The 26,409-nt window shown below is 70.1% G+C and carries 22 protein-coding genes; 17 read left to right on the forward strand and 5 right to left on the reverse strand.

Annotated elements, in window-relative coordinates; genetic code table 11:
* The 6 genes from AT699_RS15560 to AT699_RS15585 all read left to right on the forward strand — a co-directional run bounded on the left by AT699_RS15560 (window position 1) and on the right by AT699_RS15585 (window position 7,182).
* Window positions 1-921 carry an efflux RND transporter periplasmic adaptor subunit gene (locus tag AT699_RS15560; RefSeq protein WP_024069026.1) on the forward strand — a complete coding sequence of 307 codons (921 nt, stop codon included), beginning with the start codon at window positions 1-3 and terminating at the stop codon, window positions 919-921.
* Between the two features lie 55 nt (window positions 922-976).
* Window positions 977-2,398 (forward strand): efflux transporter outer membrane subunit, encoded by a 1,422-nt coding sequence (locus AT699_RS15565; protein ID WP_024069027.1) that lies wholly within the window; start codon window positions 977-979, stop codon window positions 2,396-2,398.
* Window positions 2,399-2,784: 386 nt separating this feature from the next.
* Window positions 2,785-3,648, forward strand: coding sequence for a hypothetical protein (locus tag AT699_RS15570; RefSeq protein ID WP_024069028.1), 864 nt, complete (start codon window positions 2,785-2,787; stop codon window positions 3,646-3,648).
* On the forward strand, window positions 3,632-5,365 hold the full coding sequence (locus AT699_RS15575) for a thiamine pyrophosphate-binding protein (protein WP_006385004.1): 1,734 nt from the start codon (window positions 3,632-3,634) through the stop codon (window positions 5,363-5,365). The genes AT699_RS15570 and AT699_RS15575 overlap by 17 nt, the downstream gene beginning before the upstream one ends.
* A 43-nt stretch (window positions 5,366-5,408) precedes the next feature.
* Complete coding sequence (locus AT699_RS15580) at window positions 5,409-6,386, forward strand: Bug family tripartite tricarboxylate transporter substrate binding protein (protein ID WP_024069029.1); 978 nt, start codon at window positions 5,409-5,411, stop codon at window positions 6,384-6,386.
* A 1-nt stretch (window position 6,387) separates the two neighbouring features.
* Complete coding sequence (locus AT699_RS15585; RefSeq protein ID WP_024069030.1) at window positions 6,388-7,182, forward strand: SDR family NAD(P)-dependent oxidoreductase; 795 nt, start codon at window positions 6,388-6,390, stop codon at window positions 7,180-7,182.
* A gap of 30 nt (window positions 7,183-7,212) precedes the next feature.
* On the opposite strand, the gene AT699_RS15590 is transcribed toward AT699_RS15585, so the two are convergent.
* Both AT699_RS15590 and ypfH read right to left on the reverse strand, forming a co-directional pair.
* On the reverse strand, window positions 7,213-8,019 hold the full coding sequence (locus AT699_RS15590) for an IclR family transcriptional regulator (protein ID WP_020927921.1): 807 nt from the start codon (window positions 8,017-8,019) through the stop codon (window positions 7,213-7,215).
* Between the two features lie 10 nt (window positions 8,020-8,029).
* Window positions 8,030-8,749, reverse strand: a complete 720-nt coding sequence (gene ypfH / locus AT699_RS15595) for an esterase (RefSeq protein WP_024069031.1) — start codon at window positions 8,747-8,749, stop codon at window positions 8,030-8,032.
* A gap of 161 nt (window positions 8,750-8,910) precedes the next feature.
* On the opposite strand from ypfH, the gene AT699_RS15600 reads away from it, so the two are divergent.
* A complete protein-coding gene (locus AT699_RS15600) occupies window positions 8,911-10,452 on the forward strand; it encodes an amino acid permease (protein WP_045953172.1) in 1,542 nt (513 codons plus the stop codon).
* 65 nt (window positions 10,453-10,517) lie between these two features.
* On the opposite strand, the gene AT699_RS15605 is transcribed toward AT699_RS15600, so the two are convergent.
* The gene (locus tag AT699_RS15605; protein WP_020927925.1) at window positions 10,518-11,570 is read right to left on the reverse strand and encodes a methyl-accepting chemotaxis protein; all 1,053 of its coding nucleotides are present in this window, start codon (window positions 11,568-11,570) and stop codon (window positions 10,518-10,520) included.
* A gap of 324 nt (window positions 11,571-11,894) precedes the next feature.
* Between AT699_RS15605 and imuA the strand changes: the two genes are divergently transcribed.
* From imuA to AT699_RS15630, 5 genes are all read left to right on the forward strand, one after another.
* Complete coding sequence (gene imuA, locus AT699_RS15610) at window positions 11,895-12,593, forward strand: translesion DNA synthesis-associated protein ImuA (protein ID WP_024069033.1); 699 nt, start codon at window positions 11,895-11,897, stop codon at window positions 12,591-12,593.
* Window positions 12,523-13,992: a Y-family DNA polymerase gene (locus tag AT699_RS15615; RefSeq protein ID WP_058207326.1), complete on the forward strand. Its 1,470-nt coding sequence runs from the start codon at window positions 12,523-12,525 to the stop codon at window positions 13,990-13,992. The genes imuA and AT699_RS15615 overlap by 71 nt, the downstream gene beginning before the upstream one ends.
* Window positions 13,993-13,999: 7 nt before the next feature.
* Window positions 14,000-17,227, forward strand: a complete 3,228-nt coding sequence (locus AT699_RS15620) for an error-prone DNA polymerase (RefSeq protein ID WP_024069035.1) — start codon at window positions 14,000-14,002, stop codon at window positions 17,225-17,227.
* 154 nt (window positions 17,228-17,381) lie between these two features.
* Entirely contained in the window at window positions 17,382-17,762 is a 381-nt protein-coding gene (locus AT699_RS15625; RefSeq protein WP_006386303.1) for an I78 family peptidase inhibitor, read from the forward strand.
* Between the two features lie 302 nt (window positions 17,763-18,064).
* On the forward strand, window positions 18,065-19,093 hold the full coding sequence (locus AT699_RS15630; RefSeq protein ID WP_024069036.1) for a MerR family transcriptional regulator: 1,029 nt from the start codon (window positions 18,065-18,067) through the stop codon (window positions 19,091-19,093).
* Window positions 19,094-19,171: 78 nt separating this feature from the next.
* On the opposite strand, the gene AT699_RS15635 is transcribed toward AT699_RS15630, so the two are convergent.
* Entirely contained in the window at window positions 19,172-20,071 is a 900-nt protein-coding gene (locus tag AT699_RS15635) for a LysR family transcriptional regulator (RefSeq protein WP_024069037.1), read from the reverse strand.
* Between the two features lie 108 nt (window positions 20,072-20,179).
* On the opposite strand from AT699_RS15635, the gene AT699_RS15640 reads away from it, so the two are divergent.
* From AT699_RS15640 to AT699_RS15660, 5 genes are all read left to right on the forward strand, one after another.
* Window positions 20,180-21,052, forward strand: coding sequence for an aldo/keto reductase family oxidoreductase (locus AT699_RS15640; protein ID WP_024069038.1), 873 nt, complete (start codon window positions 20,180-20,182; stop codon window positions 21,050-21,052).
* A gap of 71 nt (window positions 21,053-21,123) precedes the next feature.
* Entirely contained in the window at window positions 21,124-21,774 is a 651-nt protein-coding gene (locus AT699_RS15645) for an NUDIX hydrolase (RefSeq protein WP_020927934.1), read from the forward strand.
* Window positions 21,775-21,863: 89 nt separating this feature from the next.
* Window positions 21,864-22,736 carry a ribose-phosphate diphosphokinase gene (gene prs, locus AT699_RS15650; RefSeq protein WP_024069039.1) on the forward strand — a complete coding sequence of 291 codons (873 nt, stop codon included), beginning with the start codon at window positions 21,864-21,866 and terminating at the stop codon, window positions 22,734-22,736.
* A gap of 22 nt (window positions 22,737-22,758) precedes the next feature.
* Window positions 22,759-24,453: a nicotinate phosphoribosyltransferase gene (locus tag AT699_RS15655; protein ID WP_024069040.1), complete on the forward strand. Its 1,695-nt coding sequence runs from the start codon at window positions 22,759-22,761 to the stop codon at window positions 24,451-24,453.
* Between the two features lie 137 nt (window positions 24,454-24,590).
* Window positions 24,591-25,325: an SDR family oxidoreductase gene (locus tag AT699_RS15660; protein ID WP_024069041.1), complete on the forward strand. Its 735-nt coding sequence runs from the start codon at window positions 24,591-24,593 to the stop codon at window positions 25,323-25,325.
* On the opposite strand, the gene AT699_RS15665 is transcribed toward AT699_RS15660, so the two are convergent.
* Complete coding sequence (locus AT699_RS15665) at window positions 25,260-26,213, reverse strand: LysR family transcriptional regulator (RefSeq protein WP_058207327.1); 954 nt, start codon at window positions 26,211-26,213, stop codon at window positions 25,260-25,262. The two genes, AT699_RS15660 and AT699_RS15665, sit on opposite strands and share 66 nt — an antisense overlap.
* Between the last annotated feature and the right edge of the window lie 196 nt (window positions 26,214-26,409).

Here is a 26,409-nt window from a genome sequence, read left to right on the forward strand (position 1 = left end):
ATGAAACTTCCCAATGCCCTGCGCCCCGCCGCCATCGGCAAATTCGCGCTGACCGCCGCCGTGGTCGCGGCCGCCGTCTACGCCGGCTGGCAACTATGGGTGCACTATGAAGTCGAACCCTGGACCCGCGATGGCCGCGTCAAGGCCTACGTGGTGCAGGTGGCGCCCGACGTGTCCGGACTGGTCACCGCCGTGCCGGTGCACGACAACCAGGACGTGAAGGCCGGCGACGTGCTGTTCGAGATCGACCGCGCCCGCTTCCAGCTGGCCTACGACCAGGCCCAGGCCTCGGTCCGTTCGCAACAGGTGGCGCGCGAACAGGCGCTGCGCGACGCCAAGCGCAACCGCTCGCTGGGCCAGCTGGTGGCCGCCGAGGCGCTGGAACAGAGCCAGACCAAGCTGCAACAGACCGAGGCCGCGCTGGCCCAGGCCGAGGTGCAATTGAACACCGCCCGCCTGAACCTGGAACGCAGCCGCGTGCTGGCCGTGACCGACGGCCGCGTCACCAACCTCGACCTGCGCGCCGGCTCGTACGCCAGCGCCGGCCGCGGCGTGATGGCGCTGGTCGACGCCAGCTCGTTCTACGTCGAAGGCTACTTCGAGGAAACCAAGCTGCCCGGCATCCACGAGGGCGACCCGGCCACCGTCACGCTGATGGGCGACAACCGCCAGATCCGCGGCCATGTCGAGAGCATCGCGCTGGGCATCGCCGACCGCGACCGCAGCACCGGCGCCAACCTGCTGCCCAACGTCAACCCGACCTTCAACTGGGTGCGCCTGGCGCAACGCATCCCGGTGCGCGTGAAGATCGACGAGGTGCCCGCCGGCGTGCGCCTGGTGGCCGGCCAGACCGCCACCGTGGCGGTCGGCGCCGCCGCCGCGCCCGCGCAGACGCGGACCGACGCGCGCCAGCCCTCTTGAGCGCGCGCTTTCACCAACCCGCCAACCTCTTAGACAACGCCAAGCCGTAACCGCCATGAACACCAGATTCTTCCTGCCGCTGATGCTGTCCGCCGTGCTGGCCGGCTGCGCCGCCGTGGGCCCTGACTACCAGGTGCCCGCCGACGCGGCCGCCGCCCGGCCAGGCGCGCAGGCGCCATTCGCCGAGGCGCGGGAGGGCGTGTTCCAGCGCGACCAGGTGCCCGGCCACTGGTGGCGGCTGTACAACGATCCGGTGCTGGACGGCCTGGTGGAAAAGGCCCTGGCCGCCAACACCGACCTGCGCGTGGCCAGCGCCAACCTCGAACGCGCCCAGGCCGCCGTGCGCGAGACCGAGGCGCAGCAGCAGCCCAGCCTGGGCGTGAATGCCTCGCCCACCTTCGGCCACGTCTCCGGCCTGCAGGAGATGGCGCCGGGCATCGACCCGCCCAATCGCTGGTCGTACTCGGCCGGCGCCAGCATGTCGTACCAGGTAGACCTGTTCGGCCAGATCCGGCGCGCCGTGGAAGCGGCCGGCGCCGACGCCCAGGCGGCCCAGGCCGCCTACGACGCCACCCGCGTCACGGTGGCGGCCGAAACCGCCCGCGCCTACGCCAACCTGTGCTCGGCCGGCATGCAGCTGGCCTCGGCCGAGCATTCGGTGAAGGTGCAGCAGGAATCGCTGGACGCCGTCAGCCGTCTGCAACGCGCCGGCCGCGGCACCGCGCTGGACGTCACCCGCGCCCGCAGCCAGCTGGAGCAATTGCGCGCCGGCCTGCCGCCGTTCCAGGCGCAGCAGCGCACCGCGCTGTACCGCCTGGCGGCGCTCACCGGCCAGACCCCCGCCGAGATTCCGACCACGCTGCTGCAATGCGCCGCCGCGCCGCAATTGAGCGAAACCATTCCGGTGGGCGACGGCGCCGCGCTGCTGCGCCGCCGTCCCGACATCCGCCAGGCCGAACGCGCGCTGGCCGCCGCCACCGCGCGCATCGGCGTGGCCACGGCTGACCTGTATCCGAAGATCACGCTGGGCCTGTCGGGCGCCTCGGGCGGCCCGGCCGCCATGTTCGGCGACCGCGGCACCTTCAGCTGGAGCGTCGGTCCGCTGATCTCGTGGACGCTGCCCAACACCGGCGCGGTGCAGGCGCGCATCGCCGAGGCCGAGGCCAACACCAAGGCCGCCGTGGCGCGCTTTGACGCCTCGGTGCTGAACGCGCTGCGGGAAACCGAGAGCGCGCTGGTGGTGTATGCGCGCCAGCTCGATCGCCAGGCCGCGCTGCAAGCGGCGCGCGACCAGGCGGCGCAGGCCGCCTCGCAGGCGCGCCAGTTGTTCCAGTACGGCAAGACCGATTACCTGACGGTGCTGGACGCCGAGCGCACGCTGGCCAGCAATGAAAGCGCGCTGGCCGCCGGCCAGGCCGAACTCAGCAACGACCAGATCGCCGTGTTCCTGGCGCTGGGCGGCGGCTGGGAAAAGTAGGCGCGGCGGGCCATACTCGGGCGGCCAGGTCGCCGCCCGCCTTGTGTTTCCCTCCGGCGCGTGGCGCCGACCTCCCCGAACGGGGCAAACGCGCCCGTTTCCCCGGGCTGCGCGCCCTTCCCCCTCCCTCCTTCGCATGGATCGCGCCGCGCCCGCGATGCGCGGCCGTGCCACGCGCCTTTGCCCCGCGTCGGCGCGCCTGCCTCCCCGATGGATTCCGCCCCCTCATTTTCAAATAATTTCCACAATATGGATGCAGGATTGTTGGCGCCGCCCATGGCCTCTTAGAATCAGCCTCACACCATAATTCCAATTCAAGCAGAGACAGATCGATTTCCCGGCGACCTCCCGTCGCGCCACCAGGAATCAAGACAAACATCCATAATATGGAAGAACAGAACAACCCCGAACCCGCCCGCGTCATGGACAGCATCACCAAGCTGCGCGCCGAAGACGCCGGCCGCGTGGTGATCGCCGGCTCCCATGGCGGCAGCTACGCCGCCTATTGCGCCGCCCGCGGCCGGGTGCGCGCGGTGGTGCTGAACGACGCGGGCGTCGGCTGGCAGCAGGCCGGCATCGCCGGGCTGGACGAACTGCAGCAATGGGGCGTGGCCGCCGCCACCGCCGACTACCGCAGCTGCCGCATCGGCGACGGCGCCGACATGGCGCGCCACGGCATCATCAGCCACGTCAACGATCTGGCCTACGCGCTTGGCTGCCGCCCCGGCATGGCCGTGGCGCAGGCCGCGCAGCGGCTGGCCGCGGCCGACATGGCGCCGACCTGGCCGGCGCCGCGCCACGAAGCGCGCACGGTCCTGGCCGCAGGCGCCGACGGCGCGCCGCGGGTGATCGGCGCCGATTCGGTGTCGCTGCTGGAAGCGGCCGACGACGGCCTGATCGCCGTCACCGCCTCGCACGGCGAACGGCTGGCCGGCCTGGCCACCGACGGCGTGCGCCCCCGCCCCTGGCTGGTGACCTTCAACGACGCCGGCATCGGCAAGGACAGCGCCGGCATCGGCCGCCTGCCCCTGTTGCAGCAGCGCGGCATCGCGGCGCTGACGGTGTCGGCCCACAGCGCCCGCATCGGCGATGCCCGCTCCTGCTACGAGGACGGCGTGGTGTCGTGCGCCAACGCCCAGGCCCGCGAACTCGGCTGCCGCGTCGGCTCTCCCCTGAAATCCTTCATCGACGCCCTGCTGGCGGGGCGCGCAACCCACCTGGAGCATTCTCCGCATGTCGGAAACCCTTGAAATCACCGGCGGCGAAGCCATCGCCCGCATGTTCGCCGCGCATGACGTCGGCCTGATGTTCGGCATGGGCGGCTTCCAGCTGCTGCCGTTCTACGACGCGGTGCGGCGCCTGAAGCTGAACCACAACCTGATCAACGACGAACGCTGCGCGGTGTTCGCCGCCGACGCCTACACCAAGGTCAGCGGCCGCCCCGCCGTGTGCGACGCCACGCTCGGCCCCGGCGCCACCAACCTGGTCACCGGCCTGGCCGAAGCCTACAACGCCGGCACCGCCATGGTGGCGCTGGTGGGCGACTCGCACCGCATGCATTCGTGGAAGAACATGACGCAGGAAGCGCGCCAGCTGGAAGTGCTGCGCCCGGTGGTCAAGGACGTGCTGCGGGTCGAGAAGATCGAGCGCATTCCCGAACTGGTGCGGCGCGCCTTCGCGGTCGCCACCAGCGGCCGGCCCGGCCCGGTGGTGCTGGACGTGCCCGAGGACATCGCGCATGAAGTCCACGCCTTCGACGCCGATGCCTTCCACGCCAGCGAGACCTACCGTCGCGCGCCCGCGCTGCGCTGCCGCCCGGATGCCGACGCGCTGGCGCAGGCCGCCGCCATGCTGGCCGGCGCCGACCGCCCGCTGATGCTGTGCGGCGGCGGCGTGCACATCAGCGAGGCCGCCGAAGCGGTGCAGGATTTCGCGCGGCGCTACAACATCCCGGTGGCCCACACCATGAGCGGCAAGGGCGCCATCGCCTGCGGCGATCCGCTGAACGCGGGGCTGTTCGGCCGCTACAGCCGCATCGCCAACGACCTGATCGCCAAGTCCGACTGCCTGTTCGTGGTCGGCTGCAAGCTGGGCGAAGTGGCCACGCGCCGCTACGACCTGCTGGCCACCGGCGCGCCCATCATCCACCTGGACATCGTGGCCGAGGAATTCGACCGCACCACCACGCCGACGCTGCGGCTGTGGGGCGACGCCCGCGCCACGCTGGCCGAGCTGGACCAGGCCCTGGCCGCCCAGCCCGACAACGGCGGCGCCCGCCGGCAAGGCTACGCCGCCGAAGTCGGCCAGGCCATGCATACCTGGCGCGAATCGGTGCGCGCCAAGCTGACCTCGGCCGACCGGCCCATCGGCATGGCGCGCCTGATGCACGAGATCAACGCCAGCCTGCCCGCAGACGGCGTGCTGGTGGCCGACGGCGGCTTCGCCGCGCACTGGGGCGGCCTGCTGTTCGACACCAAGCGCGCCGGGCGCGGCTTCGTGCCGGACCGGGGCTTCGCGTCCATCGGCTACGGCATCCCCGGCGCCATCGGCGCGGCCGCCGCCGCCCCCGGCCGGCAGGTGGTCAGCCTGACCGGCGACGGCGGCTGCAACATGTCGCTGGGCGAACTGGAAACCGCCGTGCGCATGGGCCTGGCCTTCACCCTGGTGGTGGTCAACAATGCCGCCTCGGGCTATATCAAGGCCTTGCAGCACCTGATGTACGGCAGCGGCAGCTACCAGTCGTCCGACCTGGCCGAGACCAACTACGCCAACGTGGCGCGGGCGCTGGGCTGCAACGGCATCCGGGTGGAGGACCCGGCCGAGATTCCCGCCGCGCTGGCCGCCGCCTACGCCTGCAAGGACCGCCCCACCGTGCTGGACGTGGTGGTCACGCGCGACCCCGCGCACATGCTGCCCGGCGTGGACAGCCGCGCCGCCAAGATCAAGCCGGGCGACCGCATCGCCTGAGCCTGAATAACAACACAGACATTCCAAGCGAGGAGACAACCCCATGAAGATCCGTACCTGGCTGACCGTGGCCGCCGCCGCCCTGGCCACCGTGCTGGCGCCGTCCGCCGGCGCCCAGAGCAACTACCCCGACCGCCCGATCCGCCTGATCGTGCCCTTCCCGCCCGGCGGCACCTCCGACGTGGTCGGCCGCATCTTCGCCGAGGCGCTGGGCAAGCAGATCGGCCAGCCCGTGGTGGTGGAAAACCGCGGGGGCGCCGGCGGCACGGTCGGCTCGCGCGCGGTGGCCAGCGCGCCGGCCGACGGCTACACGCTGCTGCTGGGCACCTCCAGCACCAACGGCACCAACTCGGCCGTGTACAAGAACCTGCCGTACGACGCGGTCAAGGACTTCACCCCGGTCACGCAGATCATCCGCGTGCCGGGCGTGATCGTGGTCAACAAGGACTTCCCGGCCAAGGACTACGCCTCGTTCGTGGCGCTGATCAAGGGTGCGCCGGGCAAGTACTCGTATGCCTCGTCGGGCAACGGCGGCGCCACCCACATGGCGATGGAATACTACAAATCGCTGTCGGGGCTGGACATGATGCACGTGCCGTATCGCGGCACCGGCCCGGCGCTCAATGACGTCATCGCCGGCCAGGTGCCGATCCTGTGGGACACGGCGGCCTCGTCGATGGCGCACATCCAGTCCGGCAGCCTGCGCGCCATCGTGGTGGCCGCGTGCAAGCGCCTGCCGCAACTGCCCGACGTGCCCACCTTCGCCGAAGTCGGGCTGCCTGATTACGACGCGGAGATGTGGAACGGCCTGCTGGCGCCGGCCGGGCTGCCCGCGCCGATCCTGGCCAAGCTGGGCGAGGCCTCGCGCCGCGCGCTGGCCGACCCCGAGGTGCAGGCCAAGTACGCCGGCGTGGGCGCCTACGTGGTGGCCGACAAGCCGGAAGCCTTCGCCGCGATGATCAAGGAAGACGTGGCCAAGTGGAAGAAGGTGGCCGAGTTCGCGCACATCTCGGTGGACTGACATGGGCCAGCGCATGCAAGGCAAGACCGCGCTGGTGTTCGGCGCGGGCTCGTCCGGACCGGGCTGGAGCAACGGCCGCGCCGCCGCCGCGCTCTATGCCCGCGAAGGCGCCCACGTGTTCGCGGTGGACCTGCGGGTGGAATCGGCCGAGGAAACCCGCCGCATCATCGCCGAGGAAGGCGGCCGCTGCACCGCGCTGGCGGCCGACGTGACCGACAGCGCGCAGATCCTGGCGGCGGTGCGGGCCATGCAGGCCGAGGCTGGCCGCATCGACGTGCTGCACAACAACGTCGGCATCACCGAGATGGGCGACCCGATCGAAGCCAGCGAGGAGAGCTGGCACCGCGTCATGGACACCAACCTGACCGGCGTGTTCCTGACCTGCAAGCACGTGCTGCCGGTGATGCTGGCCCAGGGCGGCGGCAGCATCGTCAACATCTCGTCGCTGGCCTCGATCCAGGTCAACACCTACCCGTATACCTCGTACTACGCCGCCAAGGCCGGCTTGAACCACCTGACCCGCGCCCTGGCGGTGCGCTATGCGCCCGACAACATCCGCGTCAACGCGGTGCTGCCGGGCGTGATGGACACGCCGCTGATCTACACGCAGATCGCGGGCCAGTTCGAGGACGTGGAGGAAATGCGCCGGCGCCGCAACGCCGCCAGTCCGATGGGCCGCATGGGCGACGCCTGGGACGTGGCGCACGCGGCGCTGTTCCTGGCGAGCGACGAAGCGAAGTACATCACCGGCGTGTGCCTGCCGGTGGACGGCGGCAAGTCCTGCGCGGGGCGATAGCCGGCATAGCGGGCCGGCCGGCGCCGCGCGTCAGGCCGGACGCGGCGCCAGCTCCGCGCCCAGTTCCGTGGCGGCGCGCTGCAGCGCCGCGACCACTTCCTGCAATCGCGCCCCCGACAGCCGCGAGCGGATCGCGGCCACGCTGAGCGCGGCCACCACATGCTGCTCGCGGTCGTACACCGGCACGCCCACCCCCAGCATGTCCGGGATGATGCGGCCCGGGTTCAGCGCATAGCCATTCTTGCGGGCCGCGGCGATGTCCTCGCGCAGCATCGCGGTGGACGGCAGGTCGGGCGCGGCCGAGGCGTCGTAGCGCGCCAGCACCCGCTCGATATCGTCATTGGGCAGGAACGCCAGCAGCGCCAGGCTGCCCGCCCCCACGCCCAGCGGGCGGCGGTGGCCGACCTCCAGCGTCAGGATCTTGATGGGGAAATCGCCCGTCTTGCGGTCGACGCAGACCGCCTCGTGGCCCGAACGCACTGACAGGAAGCTGGTGTCGCCGGTCGATTGCGCCAGCCGCAGCACCGCCGATTCGGCGATCGCCTTGATGCCATGGCGGCTTTCGGCCGCCAGCCCCAGGATGTACGACTCCCGCCCCAGGCTGTAGGTCTTGAGCTTGGGATTGAGCGCCAGGAAGCCCTCCTGCAGCAGGGCCGACAGCATGCGGTGCGCGGTGGGCGGCGTCAGGCCCAGGTCGCGCGCCACGTCGGTCAGGCCGACCCCGCGCGCGGGCGCGGCCCCCACGTACTTGAGGATGCGCAGCACGCGGAAGATGCTCTGCGCGCCGCCGACCGGATCGGCGTCGCGCGCGGCGGCGGAGGATTTGGCGGGACTCACCGGCGCGCCTTCAATGCACCGTGGTGCCATCGGGCGGCGACTGGTTCAGGCCCAGCGCCGCCTCCCAACTGCGCAGCGGCACGCAAGTCTGCAGGCGCACGATGGCGCGCTGGATCAGGGCCGGATGCAGTTCGTGACCGACGTGCGTGGCCACGTCAATGGTGGAATCGCCGTGCAGCTCGTCCAGGCGCGCCTGCGCCGCCTGGATCAAGGCCACCGGCATGACCGGGTCGTCGGCGCCATGCAGCAGGTGCAGCGTGGTGTACTGCGGCGCGGCCTTGGGCAGCTGCGCATAGCGGCCCGAAAAGGCGATCACGCGGCCGGCCATGCCGTCGTGCGCCTGCACCAGTTCCAGCGCCATGATGGCGCCCTGCGAAAAACCGGCCAGCGCGGTGTCGGACTGCAACAGGCCGAAGCGGGCCTGGGCCGCCTTCACGTAGGCCTCCAGCGGCGGCAGGGCCTGGGCCACGCGCTCGGGCCGGTTGTCCTCCGACACGCCGCGCACCGAGAACCATTGGCGGCCCGCGCCGCCGCCGTCGAAGGGCTCGAAGCCCTCGGGGATCAGCACCGCCGACGCGGGAAAGGCTGCGCGCACCGCCTCGGCCAGCGGCACCAGGTTGTCGGGCGTGCCGCCCACGCCATGCAGCAGGATGAACAGCTGCCGCACCTCGATGCCGGGTTCGGGCAGGAATTCGATTTCGTGGGGGGATGCGGGGGAAGAAGTGGCCATGCTACGGCTCCGGACAGGCACTGGATAGCGCCATTGTAAAATGCCCGTCATACGCAATCCTAGGCAAAGCGCCCCCCGGGCCGGCTCCTGCCCCCGGTGTCCACAAGGCGCCCAGGGGCGTTCGCGGTCGGCGCGGGGCTTTGCATCAACCTGTGCATTCCATGAAAACACCGACGACAGACTCGGGAACCCCGCCGGCCGGCAAGAACCAGTTGCATCGCGTGCTCAAGGCGCGCCACCTGACCATGATCGCCCTGGGCGGCGCCATCGGCACCGGCCTGTTCATCGCCTCGGGCGCGGCCATCGCCCAGGCCGGCCCGGGCGGCGCGCTCACGGTCTACCTGCTGATCGGCCTGATGGTCTATTTCATCATGACCAGCCTGGGCGAACTGGCCACCTTCATGCCCGTGTCGGGCTCGTTCTGCACCTACGCCTCGCGCTACGTGGACGGCGGCTTCGGCTTCGCGCTGGGCTGGAACTTCTGGCTCAGCTGGGCCACGGTGGTGGCGGTGGACGTGGTGGCCGCCCAACTGGTGATGGCGTACTGGTTCCCCGATACCCCCGGCTGGATCTGGAGCGTCGCCTTCCTGGCGCTGACCTTCGGTCTGAACGCCTTCTCGGCGCGCAGCTTCGGCGAGGCCGAATACTGGTTCGCCATCATCAAGGTGGTGGCGGTGCTGTGCTTCATCGTGCTGGGCCTGGCGATGCTGGTGGGCATCATCCACAGCGACGCGCCGGTCGGCGTGCGCAACTGGACCGTGGGCGAGGCGCCGTTCGTCGGCAACGTCGCCACCTGGGTCGGGGTGGCCATGGTGGTGGCCTATTCGTTCCAGGGCACCGAACTGGTGGGCGTGGCCGCCGGCGAATCCGAGAACCCGCGCCGCAACGTGCCGCGCGCCATCAACCATGTGTTCTGGCGCATCCTGCTGTTCTACGTGCTGGCGATCCTGATCATCGGCCTGCTGATTCCCTATACCGACCCGCAGCTGCTGCGCAACGAGGTCGAGGACATCGCCGTCAGCCCCTTCACGCTGGTGTTCCAGCACGCCGGGCTGCTGTCGGCGGCCACCATCATGAACGCGGTGATCCTGACCTCGGTGCTGTCGGCCGGCAATTCGGGCATGTACGCGGCCACGCGGATGCTGTTCAACATGGCCGTCGAGGGCCAGGCCCCGGCCGTGTTCAAGCGCCTGACCGGCAACGGCGTGCCGCTGTACGCGCTGCTGGCCACCACCGCGCTGGCCTGCCTGTGCATGTTCAGCGTGGTCTACAGCCCCAAGGCGGTCTACATCTGGCTGCTGAACTTCGCCGGCATGACCGAGTTCATCGTCTGGCTCAGCATCGCGGTCAGCCACTACCGCTTCCGCCAGGGCTACGTGAAGCACGGCTACGACACCGCCAACCTGCCCTACAAGGCCGGCCTGTTCCCGTTCGGCCCGCTGCTGGCCTTCGTGCTGTGCCTGCTGGTCACGCTGGGCCAGAACTACCAGGCCTTCCTGGACGAGCGCATCGACTGGATCGGCGTGGTCTCGACCTACCTGGCGATCCCTCTGTTCCTGGCGTTCTGGATCGGCCACCGGCTGGTGAAGAAGTCGCGCTGGATCCGCTACCAGGACATGCAGTTCTACGGCTTCGAGGCCGACCGCGCGGCGGGCGTGCCGCAGGACGAACCGATAGCCGCCGGCCAGGCCGCGCGGACCTGACCCGCGTGCGGGCCGGGAGGCATCCTGGGCCACGCGCCCGGACGCCGCCCGGCTCGCGCCGCCGCCTATTCGAAGCTGTCGCGCGGACGCTGCGTGATGACGCCGTACCAGCCCAGGCCGGCATAGGTTTCATAGCCCGGCGTCAGCGCGAACCCCACCAGGCCGCGATCGGCGTTTTCGTAGTAGCCGCGCGGCCGCTCGTCGTGGCGCAGCACGTAGCGCTCTTTCAGCGATACCGCGCCGTCCGAGGCGGCGATGACGCGCTGGCGGCTGTCGACCAGCAGGCAGCGGGTGCGCGCCCATTCCTCTTCCGACAGCCCCACCGACTTGACGATGCTGGCGGCCTGCTGGCTCCAGTCGAAGAACACCCCCAGCACCCCCAACGGCTCGCCGTGCTTGTCGGCGTCGCGCCGGATCGCGGTGGCGTAGGTGGCGACGTGGGCGCCGTCCAGCAGGCGCTCGCTGTCGATATCCATGGCCACGTACTCGCCGCCGTCGGCCGCGGCCATCCCGCGCCGGAACCACTCGGCATGGCTGACATTGGCGCCGCGCGCCTGCGGATAGCGGTCCGGGCGGCCATTGGCCACTACCCGGCCCTGCGCGTCGGCCACCCACAGGTCCAGGTAGACCGTGTAGCTGTCCAGGATCACGCCCAGCCGCCCGCTGGCGTGGCGGGCACTGTCGGCGCCGGGTTCCTGCAAAGCCCGCACCACCGACGAATCGGTCGCCCACCAGCGCACGTCGCAGGAACGCTCGTACAGGTTGCGGTCCATGGTCTCGATCATGTTCAGCGCCAGGTCGCCCAGGCGGCGGCCCTCGTAGCCGCGGATCTCGTGCAGGGTGTTTTCGCCGATGCGGATCAGGTCGGCGATGGAACCGGCCAGCTCCTCCTTGAGCGCGTCGGCGATGCCGGTGATCTGCTCGGACACGTACTGCACCTGGTTGGCCACCACCGCGAACCCGCGCCCCGCCTCGCCCGAGCGCGCGGCCTCGATGCGCGCGTTCAGCGACAGGTATTTGGCCTGCTGGTTGATATCGACGATGCTCTCGATCTTCTCGTTCGAAATGCGCTCGACGCGGCGCGACAGTTCGACGATTCTTTCCGGTTGATGGGCCATGTTCAGCACTCCTTTTGTTGGACGTTGTTGCGTGAGGAGACGGTGACATGGGGACACAAGCAGGAAGCGTGCCAAGTCGTGCATGGGTTAATGACCAGCCCCTTCCATGGGCGGGGCGGGGGTGACGACGGCGCATCGCGCCTCGAAGCGGGCCTTGCGGCGCGCACCAATACGGTGCAAGCGACTGATACATCCGGTGCCTTCCGGGTCGGGTAAAATACTGTATATTCATACAGTAATAAGCGATTCCGGCCAGGCGTTCCCCGCCCGGCCGTCCGCCGCCCACCGAGTCTTCACCCAGGAAAACCGGGTCGCCCACCCGCCATGCCGTCGCCAGAACAGATCCATCCCGCGTTGTGGCGCGCCACCCAGTTGGCGCGCGGCGCCGCCCGCAGCCTGCCCACCGGCCACCCCACCCTGTCGGCCGAGCTGCCGGACGGCGGCTGGCCGCTGGGCTCGCTGATCGAGCTGCTGGCCCCGCAACCCGGCATCGGCGAAATCCGCCTGCTGCGCCCGGCCCTGGCGCAACTGGAAACGCGCCGCCCCATCGCCCTGGTGCAGCCGCCCCACGCGCCGCACATCGCCAGCTGGATGAGCTGGCGGCTCGATCCGCGCCAGTTGCTCTGGGTCGCCCCCGAAAAAACCCTGGACGCCCTCTGGGCCGCCGAGCAGATCCTGAAAAACGGCAGCTGCGGCGCCCTGCTCTGCTGGCTGCCGCACGTGCGCCCCGAATCGCTGCGCCGGCTGCACCTGGCGGCCCAGGCCAGCGACCTGCTGTTCGTCGCCCTGCGCCCGGCCAGCGCCGCGCAGCACGCCACCCCCGCCCCCTTGCGCCTGGCGCTCGCGCCCGCGCCGGGCGGGTTGTCCGTCCATATCCTCAAGCGCCGCGGACCGGTCTGCGAGGCCCCGCTGTACGTGGGCCTGGAGCCCGGCGTCCTGGCGCCCACCCGCCATGCGCCTCTGGATCGCCGCCTGCCTGCGCTGCCTGCCGCTGGACGCCCTGCGCCCGCACTGGCCGCTTGAGGCGCAGGCCTACGCGGTCCTCGACCAGGAACGCGTCGCCGCCCTCACGCCCGCCGCGCGCCAGGCCGGGGTGCGCCCGGGCATGCGCCGCGGCGGCGCGGCCGCCATCGCGCCCACGGTCGAGCTGCTGACGCGCGACCCGCTGGCCGAGGCCGACGCCCTGCAAGGCGCGGCGCTGGCGCTGCTGCAATACACCCCCGAGGTCGCGCTGGCGGGCGACGACACCGTGCTGCTCAACGTCGGCGCCAGCCTGCTGTTCTTCCGCGGGCCGCGCGCGCTGCACCGGCGCGTGGCCGCCACGCTGGCCGCGCTGGACCTGCGCGTGTCGCTGGGCATGGCGCCCACCGCCGCCGGCGCCTGGCTGCTGGCGCATCGCGGCGGACGCCGGCCGGCGCGCCGGGTGCTCACCCCGCGCACCCTGGCGCGCCGGCTCGACGCCCTGCCCGTGGCCCTGCTGCCCCAGGCCCGGCCGCGCCTGGACTGGCTCAACGACATCGGCTGCCACACCCTGGCCGACCTGCGCGCCCTGCCGCGCGCCGGCCTGCAACGGCGCAGCGCGCCCGACCTGCTGCAAGCGCTGGACGCGGCCTACGGCCAGTCGCCCGAACTTCATCGCTGGATCGAGCCGCCGCCGCGCTTCGAGCGCCGCATCGAGCTGATGGAATACCTCGAGCACACCGACGCGGTGCTGGCCGTGGCGCGGCGCCTGGCCGAGCAACTGGGCGGCTGGCTGGCGGCGCGGCAACTGGCGGTGCGGCGCGTGCTGCTGCGCCTGGACCACGAACGCGGCCGCCACGCGCGCCCGCCCACCGAGCTGGAACTGGCGCTGGCCCAGCCCGTCTGGCAGGCCCCGCAGATCCTCAACCTGCTGCGCGAAAAACTCGGCCGCCTGACGCTCGAAGCCCCGGTGATCGCGGTGACGCTGCTGGCGCCCGACACCACCGAACAGCCCGCCGCCAGCACCACGCTGTTCCCCGAACCCGGCGGCACCGCCGCCGACCACGCCCGCCTGCTGGACCTGCTGACCGCGCGGCTGGGCCGCGACCAGGTGCGCCACGCCTGCCCCATCCCCGACCACCGGCCCGAAGCCGCCAATGCCTGGGGCGACGCGCTGGAACCGTCACCGCGCCCCGAACCGCTGCCCGAACCCCTGGACCGCCCCTTCTGGCTGCTGGACCCGCCGCTGCCGCTCAAACTCGCCGGCCACCGCCCGCAATACGCCGGCCAGGCGCTGCGGCTGATGCGCGGCCCCGAACGCATCGAAAGCGGCTGGTGGGACCCGGCCCTGACCGTGCGCGACTACTTCGTGGCCGAGGACGCCGCCGGCGCGCGCTACTGGATCTACCGCGAGCGCGACGACGAGCACGCGCGCTGGCACCTGCACGGGCTGTACGCCTGACTCCGCCATGCAAGCGCCCGACGATCCGCATGACGACGCCCCCGCTCCGCCTGTCGGACTGCCCGGCTACGCCGAACTGCAATGCCAGTCGAACTTCTCGTTCCTGCAGGGCGCCTCGCACCCCGAGGAACTGGCCGCCCGCGCCGCCGAACTGGGCTACGCCGCCCTGGCCATCACCGACGAATGCAGCCTGGCCGGCGTGGTGCGCGCCCACATGGAAGCCAAGACCCAGAAGCTGCCGCTCATCATCGGCGCCACCTTCCGGCTGCGCGCCGGCCCCGAGGCCGCGCCAATGGACCTGACCTTGCTGGCGCAGACCCGCGAGGGCTACGGCAACCTGTCCGAACTCATCACCCTGGCCCGCACCCGCGCGCCCAAGGGCGAATACCGGCTGGCGCCCGAGGACTTCACCGCCCCGCCGCCGGGCTACGAACACCTGCGCCACCTGCCCGAATGCCTGGCGATCCTGTCGCCCGTCTACGGCGACGACCCCGACCGCATGGCGCAGCAGGCGCGCTGGCTGGCCGCCACCTTCCCGCGCCGCGCCTGGGTCGGCCTGACCCTGCTGTACCGCTCGCGCGACGACCTGCACCGCGCCGCCGTCGACCACGCCGCCCGCGCCGCCGACCTGCCGGTGGTGGCCCTGGGCCAGGTGCAGATGCACGTGCGCTCGCGCAAGCCGCTGCACGACACCCTGACCGGCATCCGCACCCACCAGTGTGTGTCGCAATGCGGCTACGCGCTGTCGGGCAACGCCGAACAACACCTGCGCACCCGCATGCGGCTGGCCAACCTGTATCCGCCCGAAGCGCTGGCGCAGACCCTGGTGGTGGCGCGGCGCTGCGCCTTCTCGCTGGACGAGCTGCGCTACGAATACCCCGACGAGATCATCCCGCGCGGCCACACGCCCGCCACCTACCTGCGCCAGGAAACCCTGGCCGGCGCCGCGCGGCGCTTTCCGGACGGAACGCCGGACTACGTCACCGAGCAGATCGAAAAGGAACTGGCGCTGATTGCCGACCTGCACTACGAGGCCTACTTCCTCACGGTCTACGACATCGTGCTGTACGCCCGCAACAACGGCATCCTGTGCCAGGGCCGCGGCTCGGCCGCCAACTCGGTCGTGTGCTACTGCCTGGGCATCACCGAGGTCGATCCGCGCCGCGGCAACAACCTGTTCGAACGATTCATCAGCAAGGAACGCAACGAACCGCCCGACATCGACGTCGACTTCGAACACCAGCGGCGCGAGGACGTGATCCAGTACATCTACGCCAAGTACGGCCGCCAGCGCGCCGCCCTGACCGCCGTGGTGATCTCGTACCGGCCGCGCAGCGTGCTGCGCGACACCGGCCGCGCGCTGGGCGTGGACCCGGGCGTGATCGACGCCGTGGCGCGCGCCCATCAGTGGTGGGACGGCAAGAAGGAAATGCTGCGCACGCTGGGCGCCTGCGGGCTCGATCCGGAATCACAGGTGGCGCGGCAGTGGGCCGCGCTGGCCCAGACCCTGATGGGCTTTCCGCGCCACCTGTCGCAGCACCCCGGCGGCTTCGTCATCTCGCGCGGCAAGCTGTCGCGGCTGGTGCCGATCGAAAACGCCGCCATGGCCGACCGCAGCGTGGTGCAGTGGGACAAGGACGACCTGGACGCGCTCAATCTGCTCAAGGTCGACGTGCTGGCCCTGGGCATGCTGTCGGCGCTGCGCCGCACCCTGGAACTGGCCGGCCAGCGCCGCGGCCAGCCGCTGCGGCTGCAGGACATTCCCGAAGGCGACGACCCCACCTACGACATGATCTGCGATGCCGACACCATCGGCGTGTTCCAGATCGAATCGCGCGCCCAGATGACCATGCTGCCGCGCCTGCGGCCGCGCAAGTACTACGACCTGGTGGTGCAGGTGGCCATCGTGCGGCCCGGCCCGATCCAGGGCGGCATGGTGCATCCCTACCTGCGCCGCCGCCAGGGCAAGGAAGACATCGACTATCCCAGCGACAAGGTGAAAGGCGTGCTCAGCCGCACCATGGGCGTGCCCATCTTCCAGGAACAGGTGATGCAGATCGCGGTGGTCGCGGCCGGGTTCACGCCCGGCGAGGCCGACCAGTTGCGGCGCTCCATGGCCGCCTGGAAGCGCAAGGGCGGCGTCGATAAATACCGCGCCAAGCTGGTCGGCGGCCTGCTGGCCCACAACTACACGCTGGAATTCGCCGAGGCGCTGTTCCGCCAGATCGAAGGCTTCGGCGAATACGGCTTTCCCGAAAGCCACGCCGCCAGCTTCGCGCTGCTGGCCTACGCCAGCTCCTGGCTCAAGCGCCACGAGCCCGAGGCCTTCCTGGCCGCGCTGCTCAATTCCCAGCCCATGGGCTTTTACGCCCCGGCGCAACTGGTGCAGGACGCGCGCCGCCACGGCGTGCGGGTGCTGCCGGTGGACGTGACCGTCAGCGGCTGGGACGCGGCGCTGGAGCCCGCGCCCGCCGACGCGCCGCCGCGCCGGCCGCATCCTCACGCGCCCTCGCCGGACGAAATCCGCCCCGCCGTGCGCCTCGGCCTGAGCCTGATCCAGGGCCTGCACCAAGACAGCGCCCGCCGCATCGAGGCGGCCCGCGCCGACGCGCCCTTCACCAGCACCGGCGACCTGGCCCGCCGCGCCGCCCTGACCCGCCACGACCTGAACGCGCTGGCCGCCGGCGACGCCCTGCGCACCCTGGCCGGCCACCGCCGCCAGGCCAGCTGGGAAGCCGCCGCCAGCGTCCACAGCCGCGACCTGCTGCGCGACGCCGCCATCCACGAAACCGAGATGCCGCAACTGGCCGCGCCCACCGAGAGCCAGACCGTGGCGGCCGACTACCGCAGCGTCGGCCTGACCCTGCGGCGCCACCCCGTCGAACTCTTGCGGCCGCAGCTGGCGGCGCGCAATTTCCAGCCCGCCAGCGCGCTCAACGGCTACCCCGACAAGCGCGTGGCCCGCGCCTGCGGCATCGTCACCGTGCGCCAGCGGCCGCAGACCTCCAAGGGCGTGATCTTCGTCACCCTCGAAGACGAAACCGGTCCGGTCAACGTGGTGGTGCGCCCCGAACTGATCGAGCGCCAGCGCCGCGAACTGCTCGGTTCCACCCTGCTGGGTGTCTACGGCACCTGGCAGAGCGTGGACGGCGTGCGCCACCTGATCGCGCAGCGGCTGGTGGACCTGTCCGAGTTGCTGGGCGGCCTGAGCACGCCCAGCCGCAATTTCCACTGACGGCAGTGCGCGGCGGCCGGCGACGCTCCGGGAATCGACCGGACGCCACGGCCAAGCGCCGCGCGGGCGGCTGGTCTATGATGGATTTTCCGCGCCGCCCGCCCGCCCCCGCGCCGGCCGCGCCGTGGAAACGTTTTCTTTTTCAGGAGTGATCATGATCCGCAAGCTGATTCCCGTTCTGCTGGTAGCCACGCTGAGCGCCTGCGCCAACACCGGAGCCCCGCGTTCCTCATCCTCATCCGCCGCCTCCAGTTCCGCCAGCTCGCCCGCCACGTCCGACAGCTCCTCCGGCGCGTCGTACGGATCGCCCTCCACCCAGGCCGGCGCCCGCAAGACCTGCGACGCCGCCCCGCTGCAATCCCAGATCGGCCAGAAAGCCACCCAGTCCGTCCTGGAAGACCTGCGCACCCGCAGCGGCGCCGCCACCGCCCGCATCCTGCGTCCGGGCCAGTTGGTCACCATGGAATACAACGACACCCGCCTGAACCTGATCGTCGACGACAAGGACGTGATGACGGCGATCCGCTGCGGCTGAAATCCCGCCATTCACGGCGCGACGGGCGCAACGGGCACACCCGCCCCGCGCCCGCTTTTTTCCAGACGGCGCGGCGGCCCGCGTCGTCCACGGAATTCTCCCCGCGGCCGCCCCGCACGCGGACATCCATCCCCCGGAGAACGACCGGCCGGCTCGACAGCCAGGACCGGCCTGGCGCGCAACACTTTCCCTGTCGCGATCGCCTTCCTGCAAGCCCGATCCACAAATCGTTCCACCAACGCTTGACCCTTACGTAACGTCATGCCCAAAAGTTCGGCCTGCGCCATCAACGAAGGAACCCCATGCGACTGAAAGTAGGAGAACTGGCCAAGCGCAGCGGACTGACCGTCCGCACGCTGCACCACTATCACGCGATCGGCCTGCTGACGCCTTCGGCGCGCGCCGACAACGGCTACCGGCTCTACGGCCGCGACGACATCGCCCGACTGCACCAGATCCAGGCATTGCGTCGCTTCGGATTGCCGCTGGCCGAGATCGGCGCCTACCTGGACCAGCCCGGCACGCCGCTGGACGAGATCATCGCCAGACAGATCGCGATGCTCGACAGCCAGATCCAACACGCCACCCGGCTGCGCGAACGCCTCGCGCAGTTGCAAGGCCAGTTGGCGATGGGAGCGGAGCCGGAACTGGCCGATTGGCTGACCACTCTGGAACTGATGAACATGTACGACAAATATTTCTCCCAGGAAGAACTGGCGCGTCTGCCCATGTACCGCCGTGGCCCGAACGACGACGCCGGCTGGCTTGCGCTGATCGCCGACGTGCGCCGGCAGATGGACGACGGCGCCCCGCCCGAGGACCCGCGTTCGCAGGCGCTGGCCCTGCGCTGGATGACGCTGCTGCTGCGCGATACCAACGGCGATCCGCGCCTGCTCGTGAAGCTGAACCAGATGCACGAACGGGAACCGGCCATGCAGGAACACATCGGTATCTCGCCGGCCATGCGCGACTACATCGTGCGGGCGTTCTCCGAAAGCAAGCTGCGGCTCTACGAAAAACACCTGACGCCGGACGAGGCCCGGTTCATGCGGGCGCATTATCACGACCGCGCCGGCGAATGGCCGGCCCTGATGGCGCGGGTGCGCGAGGCGATCGATGCCGGGCAGGCCCCCGACTCGGCCGCCGGCCGCGAACTCGCGCGGCAATGGCTGGAACTGTTTTGCAGCTACGCCGGCAACGATCCCGCGACCCACGCGAAATTCCGCCACGCCCTGATGACCGAGCCCGAACTGACCGCCGGCACCTGGGCCGATGACGCCACGCTGGCTTTCATGCGCCAGGCGATGGGCGCATTGACGGCGGCTCGCTAAGCGGCGTCGGCGTCCGCAGACACGGACGCCGACGCGGTTACGGTCGACGTCGCGGCGACAGTCGCGGCCACGACCGCGCTACCAGCGCGCCGCCTGGACAAAATCCACGAAGGCGCGCAGCGGCGCCGGCAGATAATGCCGGCCCGGAAAATACAGCAAGGGGCCGGTGAAGCTGGGCCACCAGTCCGCCAGCACCGGCTCCAGTTCGCCCCGATCCAGGTACGGCTGCAACCAGTCCTCGAACAGATAGACCACCCCGGCGCCGGCCACCGCCGCATCGACCGCCAGGTCCACCGCCGCCCCCAGGCTGACGATCAGCGGACCGTCCACCTCCACCGTGACGGACTGGCCCTCGCGTTCAAACGCCCACGCCGGCATCGCGCCGCTGGTAAAACGGCCGCGCAGGCACGGGTGCTGGCGCAGGTCTTGCGGATGCTGCGGCGTTCCATGCCGGGCCAGGTACGCCGGCGCGGCGGCCACCGCCATCCGCTGGCGCCGCGGCCCGATGGGAATGGCCACCATGTCCTGGTCCATGCTTTCCTCGTAGCGGATGCCCGCGTCGCAGCCCGATTGCAGCAGCTCGACAAAACGATCGTCGACGACGACCTCCAGCCGGATCTCCGGATACTGCGCCAGGAACGGCGGCACGATGCGCGGCAGCACCAGCCGGGATGCCGCCAGCGGCACATTCAGCCGCAGCCGGCCCGCCGGCCGGTCACGGAAACTGTTGGCCACGTCCAGTGCCGACTCGACCGCGTCCAGCGCGGGCGTCAGTTGCTCCAGCAGGCGCTGCCCGGCCGCCGTGGTCGCCACGCTGCGCGTGGTGCGGTTCAGCAGCCGCAGGCCCAGCCGGGCTTCCAGCCGGCGCACCGCTTCGCTCAGCTGCGACGCGCTGGTCCCAGTCTGGCGCGCCGCGCCGCGAAAGCCCCCATGCGTAGCCACCGCGACAAAGGCACTGATGTCTTGAAGATTGGACATGGCGGGTCCTGATTGTTCGATATTCCGCACAAGCTGTGCGATTACCAGGGATTGTCGCACGCCCCGCGCCGCCCTAGACTCGCTGTCATTCCCTCCCTGGAGCACGTCATGACCTCGATTCAACAAGCCGGCGCCTATTCACTGGGCGACCTGACCGTCAACCGCCTGGGCTACGGCGCCATGCAACTGGCCGGCCCGCACGTATTCGGCCCGCCCAAGGACAAGGCGCAGGCCCTGGCGGTCCTGCGGGAAGCGCTCGAACTCGGCATCAACCACATCGACACCAGCGACTTCTACGGCCCGCACATCACCAACCAGCTGATCCGCGAAGCGCTGCACCCCTACCGCGACGATCTGGTCATCGTCACCAAGGTCGGCGCGCGCCGGGGCGACGATGCCTCGTGGCTGCTGGCCAATTCCCCCGCCGAACTCGAATCGGCCGTGCACGACAACCTGCGCAACCTGGGCCTGGACGTGCTGGACGTGGTCAACCTGCGCCTCATGTTCGACGTGGCCGGCCCCGCCGAAGGCGACATCGAACCGTCCTTCACCACCCTCGCCGAATTGCAGCGCAAGGGCCTGATACGCCACCTGGGCCTGAGCAACGCCACCGCGCGCCAGGTGGCGCAGGCGCGCGGCATCGCCGACATCGTCTGCGTGCAGAACCAGTACAACATCGCCCACCGCGCCGACGACGCGCTGATCGGGCAGCTTGCGCAAGATGGCATCGCCTACGTGCCGTTCTTCCCGCTGGGCGGCTTCTCGCCGCTGCAATCGGCCACGCTGGAGCGCGTGGCCGCCGACTGCCAGGCCACGCCGATGCAGACCGCGCTGGCCTGGCTGCTGCAACGCTCGCCCAACATCCTGCTAATCCCGGGCACCTCGTCGATCGAACACCTGCGGCAGAACGCCGCCGCGGCCAGCCTGGCGCTGCCGCCGCGGGCCGTGGCCGAGCTGGACGGGATCGGCGCCGCGGGTTAGTTCAATGGGCGCGGTTGACCAATCCGCCGCATAGTGGCACCTTACCCCGAAGTGCCACGCCGGAACCCCACTTGGACCACCCACAGCCCCTCGTCACCGTCGACGCCGTCCTGCTCACCCTGCGCGAGACCGGCCTGGAAATCGCCCTGCACCCGCGCGACCGCGCGCCGTTCAAGGGCGCCATGGCCTTGCCCGGCGGCGTGGTGCACGTGGACGAAGACGCCAGCACCGAAGCCAGCATCCGCCGCGTGCTGCGCGACAAGACCGGCTTCGAGCCGCGCTATCTGGAGCAGTTGCAGGTGTTCTCCGGCCCCGACCGCGACCCGCGCAAGTGGTCGCTGTCGGTGTCCTACGTGGCGCTGGTGCCGGCCGCCGAACTGGAGGCGGCCCCGGCGGGCTTTCGCTTCGTCAGCGTGGACGCGCTGCCGCCGCTGGCCTTCGACCACGCCGACATCGTCGCCGCCGCCGTGGCCCGCCTGCGCGGCAAATCCAGCTACTCCACCCTGCCGTTCTTCCTGCTGCCCGAACGCTTCACCCTGACCGAGCTGCAGCGCACCTACGAAGCCATCCTCCAGACCACCCTCGAGAAATCGAACTTCCGCCGCAAGATGGAAGCCTGGGATGTGCTCGAAGCCACCGACGACTATGCACTGGGCGCGCAGCGTCCCGCCCGCCTGTACCGCCTGAAAGACTTCGCCCTGTTCGACCGCAGCGTCGGTTGACCTCGCGCCGCCCCCGCTTAGTTGCAAATAAACAATAAGTAGGCTTATACTTGCCTCACTTAGTTTTAATTTGCCACTAAGGCCTGATCATGTTCACCATCACAGCGGTAGTAGAAGGACAACGCCACACCGATACGGCCCGCGCGTTCGTGTTCCCCGGCGGCGAAAGCCAGGTCACCGTGCCCGCTGCCTTGCAGGCCCGCGCCGACGCGGCCAGCGAATTCCGCATCCACGCCCTGCTGAAATCGGCCGACGACGTCATGCAACTGCTGATGCTGACCGACGCCCTGCGCCGCCTGAACCCGGCCGCGCCGGTGCACCTGGACATGCCCTACGTGCCCTACGCCCGCCAGGACCGCATCTGCAATCCCGGCGAGGCGCTGGGCGCGGCCGTGTTCTGCAAGCTGATCAACGACCAGCAATACGCCACCGTCAGCGTGGTCGAACCGCACAGCGACGTCACCCCCGCCCTGCTGCAACGCGTCCGCGTCATCGACGCCGCCGCCTTCCTGAAGAACGCGCTGGCCAACCCCGCCTTTGCCAACGGCGTCACCCTGATGGCGCCCGACGCCGGCGCCCGCAAGCGCGTGCAGGCCCTGGCCAAAAAGCTGGGCGTGGCCGACGTGCGCTACGCCGAAAAAGTCCGCGACCCGCAAACCGGCCGCATCACCGAAACCCGGGTGCCCGACGACATCCCCGCGCAACCGGTGCTGGTGGTGGACGACATCTGCGACGGCGGCCGCACCTTCCTGGAACTGGCCGCCGCCTTGCGCGACAAGACCGACCAGCCGCTCTACCTGTATGTCACCCACGGCATTTTCAGCAAGGGCCTGGCCGAGCTGAACGCCCGCTACGCCGGCCTGTACACCGCCTACGACTGGACCGCCGCCGAAGGCCCGGGCGCGCCCGTCATCGTCAACCCGATCGAAGCCGCCGACGCGCTCGCCACCGCGGCCAACTGAACATCAAGCAGGAGTCCACACCATGAATGCCCCCGCCCCCGTCGCCACCAAGAACGGCATCAACCCTTTGCTGCAAGCCGACTTCTACAAGACCGGCCACCCCTTCCAGTACCCCAAGGGCACCAACAGGATCCTGGCCAACTTCACCCCGCGCTCGGCCCGGCTGGCGCCGGTGCTGCCCGAACTGTTCGACAACAAGATCGTCTGGTTCGGCCTGCAAGGCTTCATCAAGGAAATCCTGATCGACCTGTTCAACCGCGAATTCTTCGGCAAGCCCGCCGGGGCCGCCGTGCGCCAGTACCAGCGCCGCGTCGACAACGCGCTCGGCAAGGGCGCGGTCACCGTCGATCACCTGCAAGCGCTGTACGAACTGGGCTATCTGCCGCTGGAGATCCGTTCCCTGCCCGAAGGCGCCCGCGTCGACATCCGCGTGCCGCCCGTCACCTTCGTCAACACCAGGCCGGAATTCGCCTGGCTGGTCACCTACATCGAAACGCTGTTCAGTTGCGAATCGTGGAAGCCGTCCACCGTGGCCACCATCGCCTTCGAATACCGCAAGCTCCTGACCTACTTCGCCCGCCTGACCGGCAGCCCGATGGACTTCGTCAACTGGCAAGGCCACGACTTCTCGATGCGCGGCATGGCCGGCCTGTACGACGCCCGCAAGAGCGGCGCCGGCCACCTGCTGTCGTTCACCGGCACCGACACCATCCCGGCCATCGACTACCTGGAAGACCTGTACGGCGCCGATTCCGACCGCGAACTGGTCGGCGGCTCGGTGCCCGCCACCGAACACTCGGTCATGTGCCTGGGCAGCAAGGAAGGCGAAATCGAAACCATCCGCCGCCTGGTCACGCAGGTCTATCCGGCCGGCATCGTGTCGGTGGTGTCCGACACCTGGGACTTCTGGCAAGTGGTCACCGACTTCGCCGCCGCGCTGAAGCCGGAGATCCTGGCGCGCCAGCCCGATCCCTTCGGCAACGCCAAGGTCGTGTTCCGCCCGGACTCCGGCGATCCCGTGAAGATCCTGACCGGCTACTTCTGCACCGACGTGCCCAGTGTGGAAGACGCCGCAGCCCTGGCCGCCGCCCGCCGCGACGGATTCGAAGCCGTGCGGGATATCGAGACTGGCCGCTACTGGCGCCTGGACGACGACGCCCGCGCCAGCCAGGCGCTGCGCGAGGCCGAAGTCAACGGCGCGGTGCAATGCCTGTGGAACATCTTCGGCGGCGTCGTGACCGAGCGCGGCTACAAGCTGCTGGACCCGCACGTCGGCCTGATCTACGGCGACTCCATCACCCTGGCGCGCGGCCGCGACATCCTGGCGCGGCTGGAGAGAAAGGGTTTCGCGTCGGGCAACGTGGTCCTGGGCATCGGCTCGTACACCTATCAATACCTGACCCGCGACAGCTTCGGCTGGGCATTGAAGGCAACGTATGCCGAGGTCAATGGCGAACCGCAGGAACTGGTCAAGGACCCGGTCACCGACTCCGGCGTGAAGCGGTCGGCCAAGGGCTTGCTGCGGGTCGATGAGACAGCGACGGGGTATGTGTTGCGCGACCAGCAGACGCCGGAGCAGGCGGCTGGCGGCGCGCTGGTGCCGGTGTTCCGGGATGGGGTTCTGCTGGTCGAGCAGGATCTGGCGCAGATCCGGGAACGGTTGCAAGGGTCCTGGGTGTGCCCGAAGCCGGGGAGCATTGATTGGGGACGACGTTGAAAGGATAGCCGGCGGCGCGTTCGCTGCGACGCGCCTTATCGGCAATCCCGATACCCCCATCAAACATTCCTGCTGGCGCCCCGCCCGGCGCCGCGCCACCATCGCGCCTTCCAGACACATTCATCAAGGAAGCAAGCATGGACAACAACCTGACGGGGCAGCGGGTCATGGTGGTGGGCGGCAGTTCGGGCATGGGCCTGGCCGTCAGCGCGCGGTTGATGCGGATGGGGTGCCAGGTGCTGATCGTGGGCCGGTCGCGCGACAAGCTCGACGCCGCGCGCGAGCCGCTGCGCCCCTTTGGCGAGCCGCAACTGCACCCCGCAGACGTGACAGACGAAGCGCAGGTGCGGCGGCTTTTCGAGGAAGCCGGCGCGGTCGACCACCTGGTCTGCACCGCCGCCGACATCCGCGGCGCCTACGAACTGCTGCCGCAGCTGAGCCTGGATGCGCTGGACCGCGCCATCCGCTCCAAGGTCGTCGCGCCCATTCTGCTGGCCAAGCATGGCGCGGCACGCATGCCATCGCGCGGCTCCATCACCCTGACATCCGGCATCGCCGCCTATCGCCCCCGGCCCAAGGGCGTCGCGGTGGCGGCCATCAACGCCGCGCTCGAAGGCATCGTCCGCGCCATGGCGGTCGAACTGGCGCCGCTGCGCGTCAACGCCGTCTCGCCCGGCTGGGTGCGCACACCCATCTGGAACCACGTGGCCGGCGCCGACAGCGAAACGCTGCTGGCGGCGATGGCCGAACGGCTGCCGGTGGGCCGGGTGGGCGAAGGCGACGACATCGCCGATGCCATCGTCTTTCTACTCGGCAACGGCTACACGACCGGCACCGTGCTGCATGTCGATGGCGGCCACCGGCTGGTCTGACGGGGCCGTCGCCAACCGGATCATCGCGATGAACGCCGCCACCTGGCGGGCCGGAGTCCGATGCGGGGTGAGCAGGCAGATGGGCAGCCCTTCCCCGCTGTCCGACAAGGGCTTCCACTCGACGCGCGGCGCCGCCCCGGCCGGCGCCAGCGCCATCCTCGGCAGGATCGACACCCCTAGGCCCGCGGCCACCATCTGGATCAAGGCCGGCACGCTGTCGGCCACACCGCGGATACGCGGCCGGGCGGGGCCGTGCTGCAACAAGGCGTCCAGGTACTCGCGGTAGCGGCAGCCTTCCATCGTGACAACCAGCGGCAGCGCCGACAGCGCGTCCGACGGGATGTCGGCCGCCTGGCCGAGGGGATGGCCCGGCGGCAGCACCACCATCGGCATGTCCCTCGCAAGGACTTCCGTCCGCAGCTCGGCGCCATTGGCCGGCCACCCATGCACCAGCCCCAGGTCGGCCGTCCCATCGCGCACCGCCTGGGCCGTCGCGGAAGAGTTGCGTTCCTGGACTTCGACCTGCATTGCCGGGTGCTGCTGCACAAAGCCCAGCCACTGCGGAATCAGCAGGCTGGTGCAAAGCGTAGGCGGCGCCGCCACGCGGATCGCGCCGGCCGTGCCGGCGACATCGTCGCGAACCTCGCGCAGGGCATCGTCGGCCATGGCAAGCAGTTCGCGGGCGCGGCTGGCCAGTCTTTCCCCGGCCGGCGTCAGCTGCAGGCGGTTGTTATGGCGGATAAACAGCGGCTGACCAACGGCCTCCTCGAGCGCCCTCACCTGTTCCGTCACGCTGGGCTGGGACAGGTGCACTCGCCTGGCGGCTTGCGTGAAACTCAACGTTTCTGCCGCCGCGACGAAGGTTTTCAGTTGTCGGAGTTGGAACATGTAGTATGCGAAGAAGGATCTGTAGCATCGGCAGGCGGAACGCGGGTATGGATCGGTAACGTCATAATGCTCGTGAACACCAAGACCAACAACATCGCGTAGCGGATCTGACTCTAACAGTCGAGTCAGGCTGCGCTCCGCCCATTCTTTTCATCCGACGAAAACTTAACGTTCGGATAATCCTACCTATGCAAAC

It is taken from the genome of Achromobacter xylosoxidans (genome assembly GCF_001457475.1).
In the GTDB taxonomy this organism is placed as follows: domain Bacteria; phylum Pseudomonadota; class Gammaproteobacteria; order Burkholderiales; family Burkholderiaceae_B; genus Achromobacter; species Achromobacter xylosoxidans.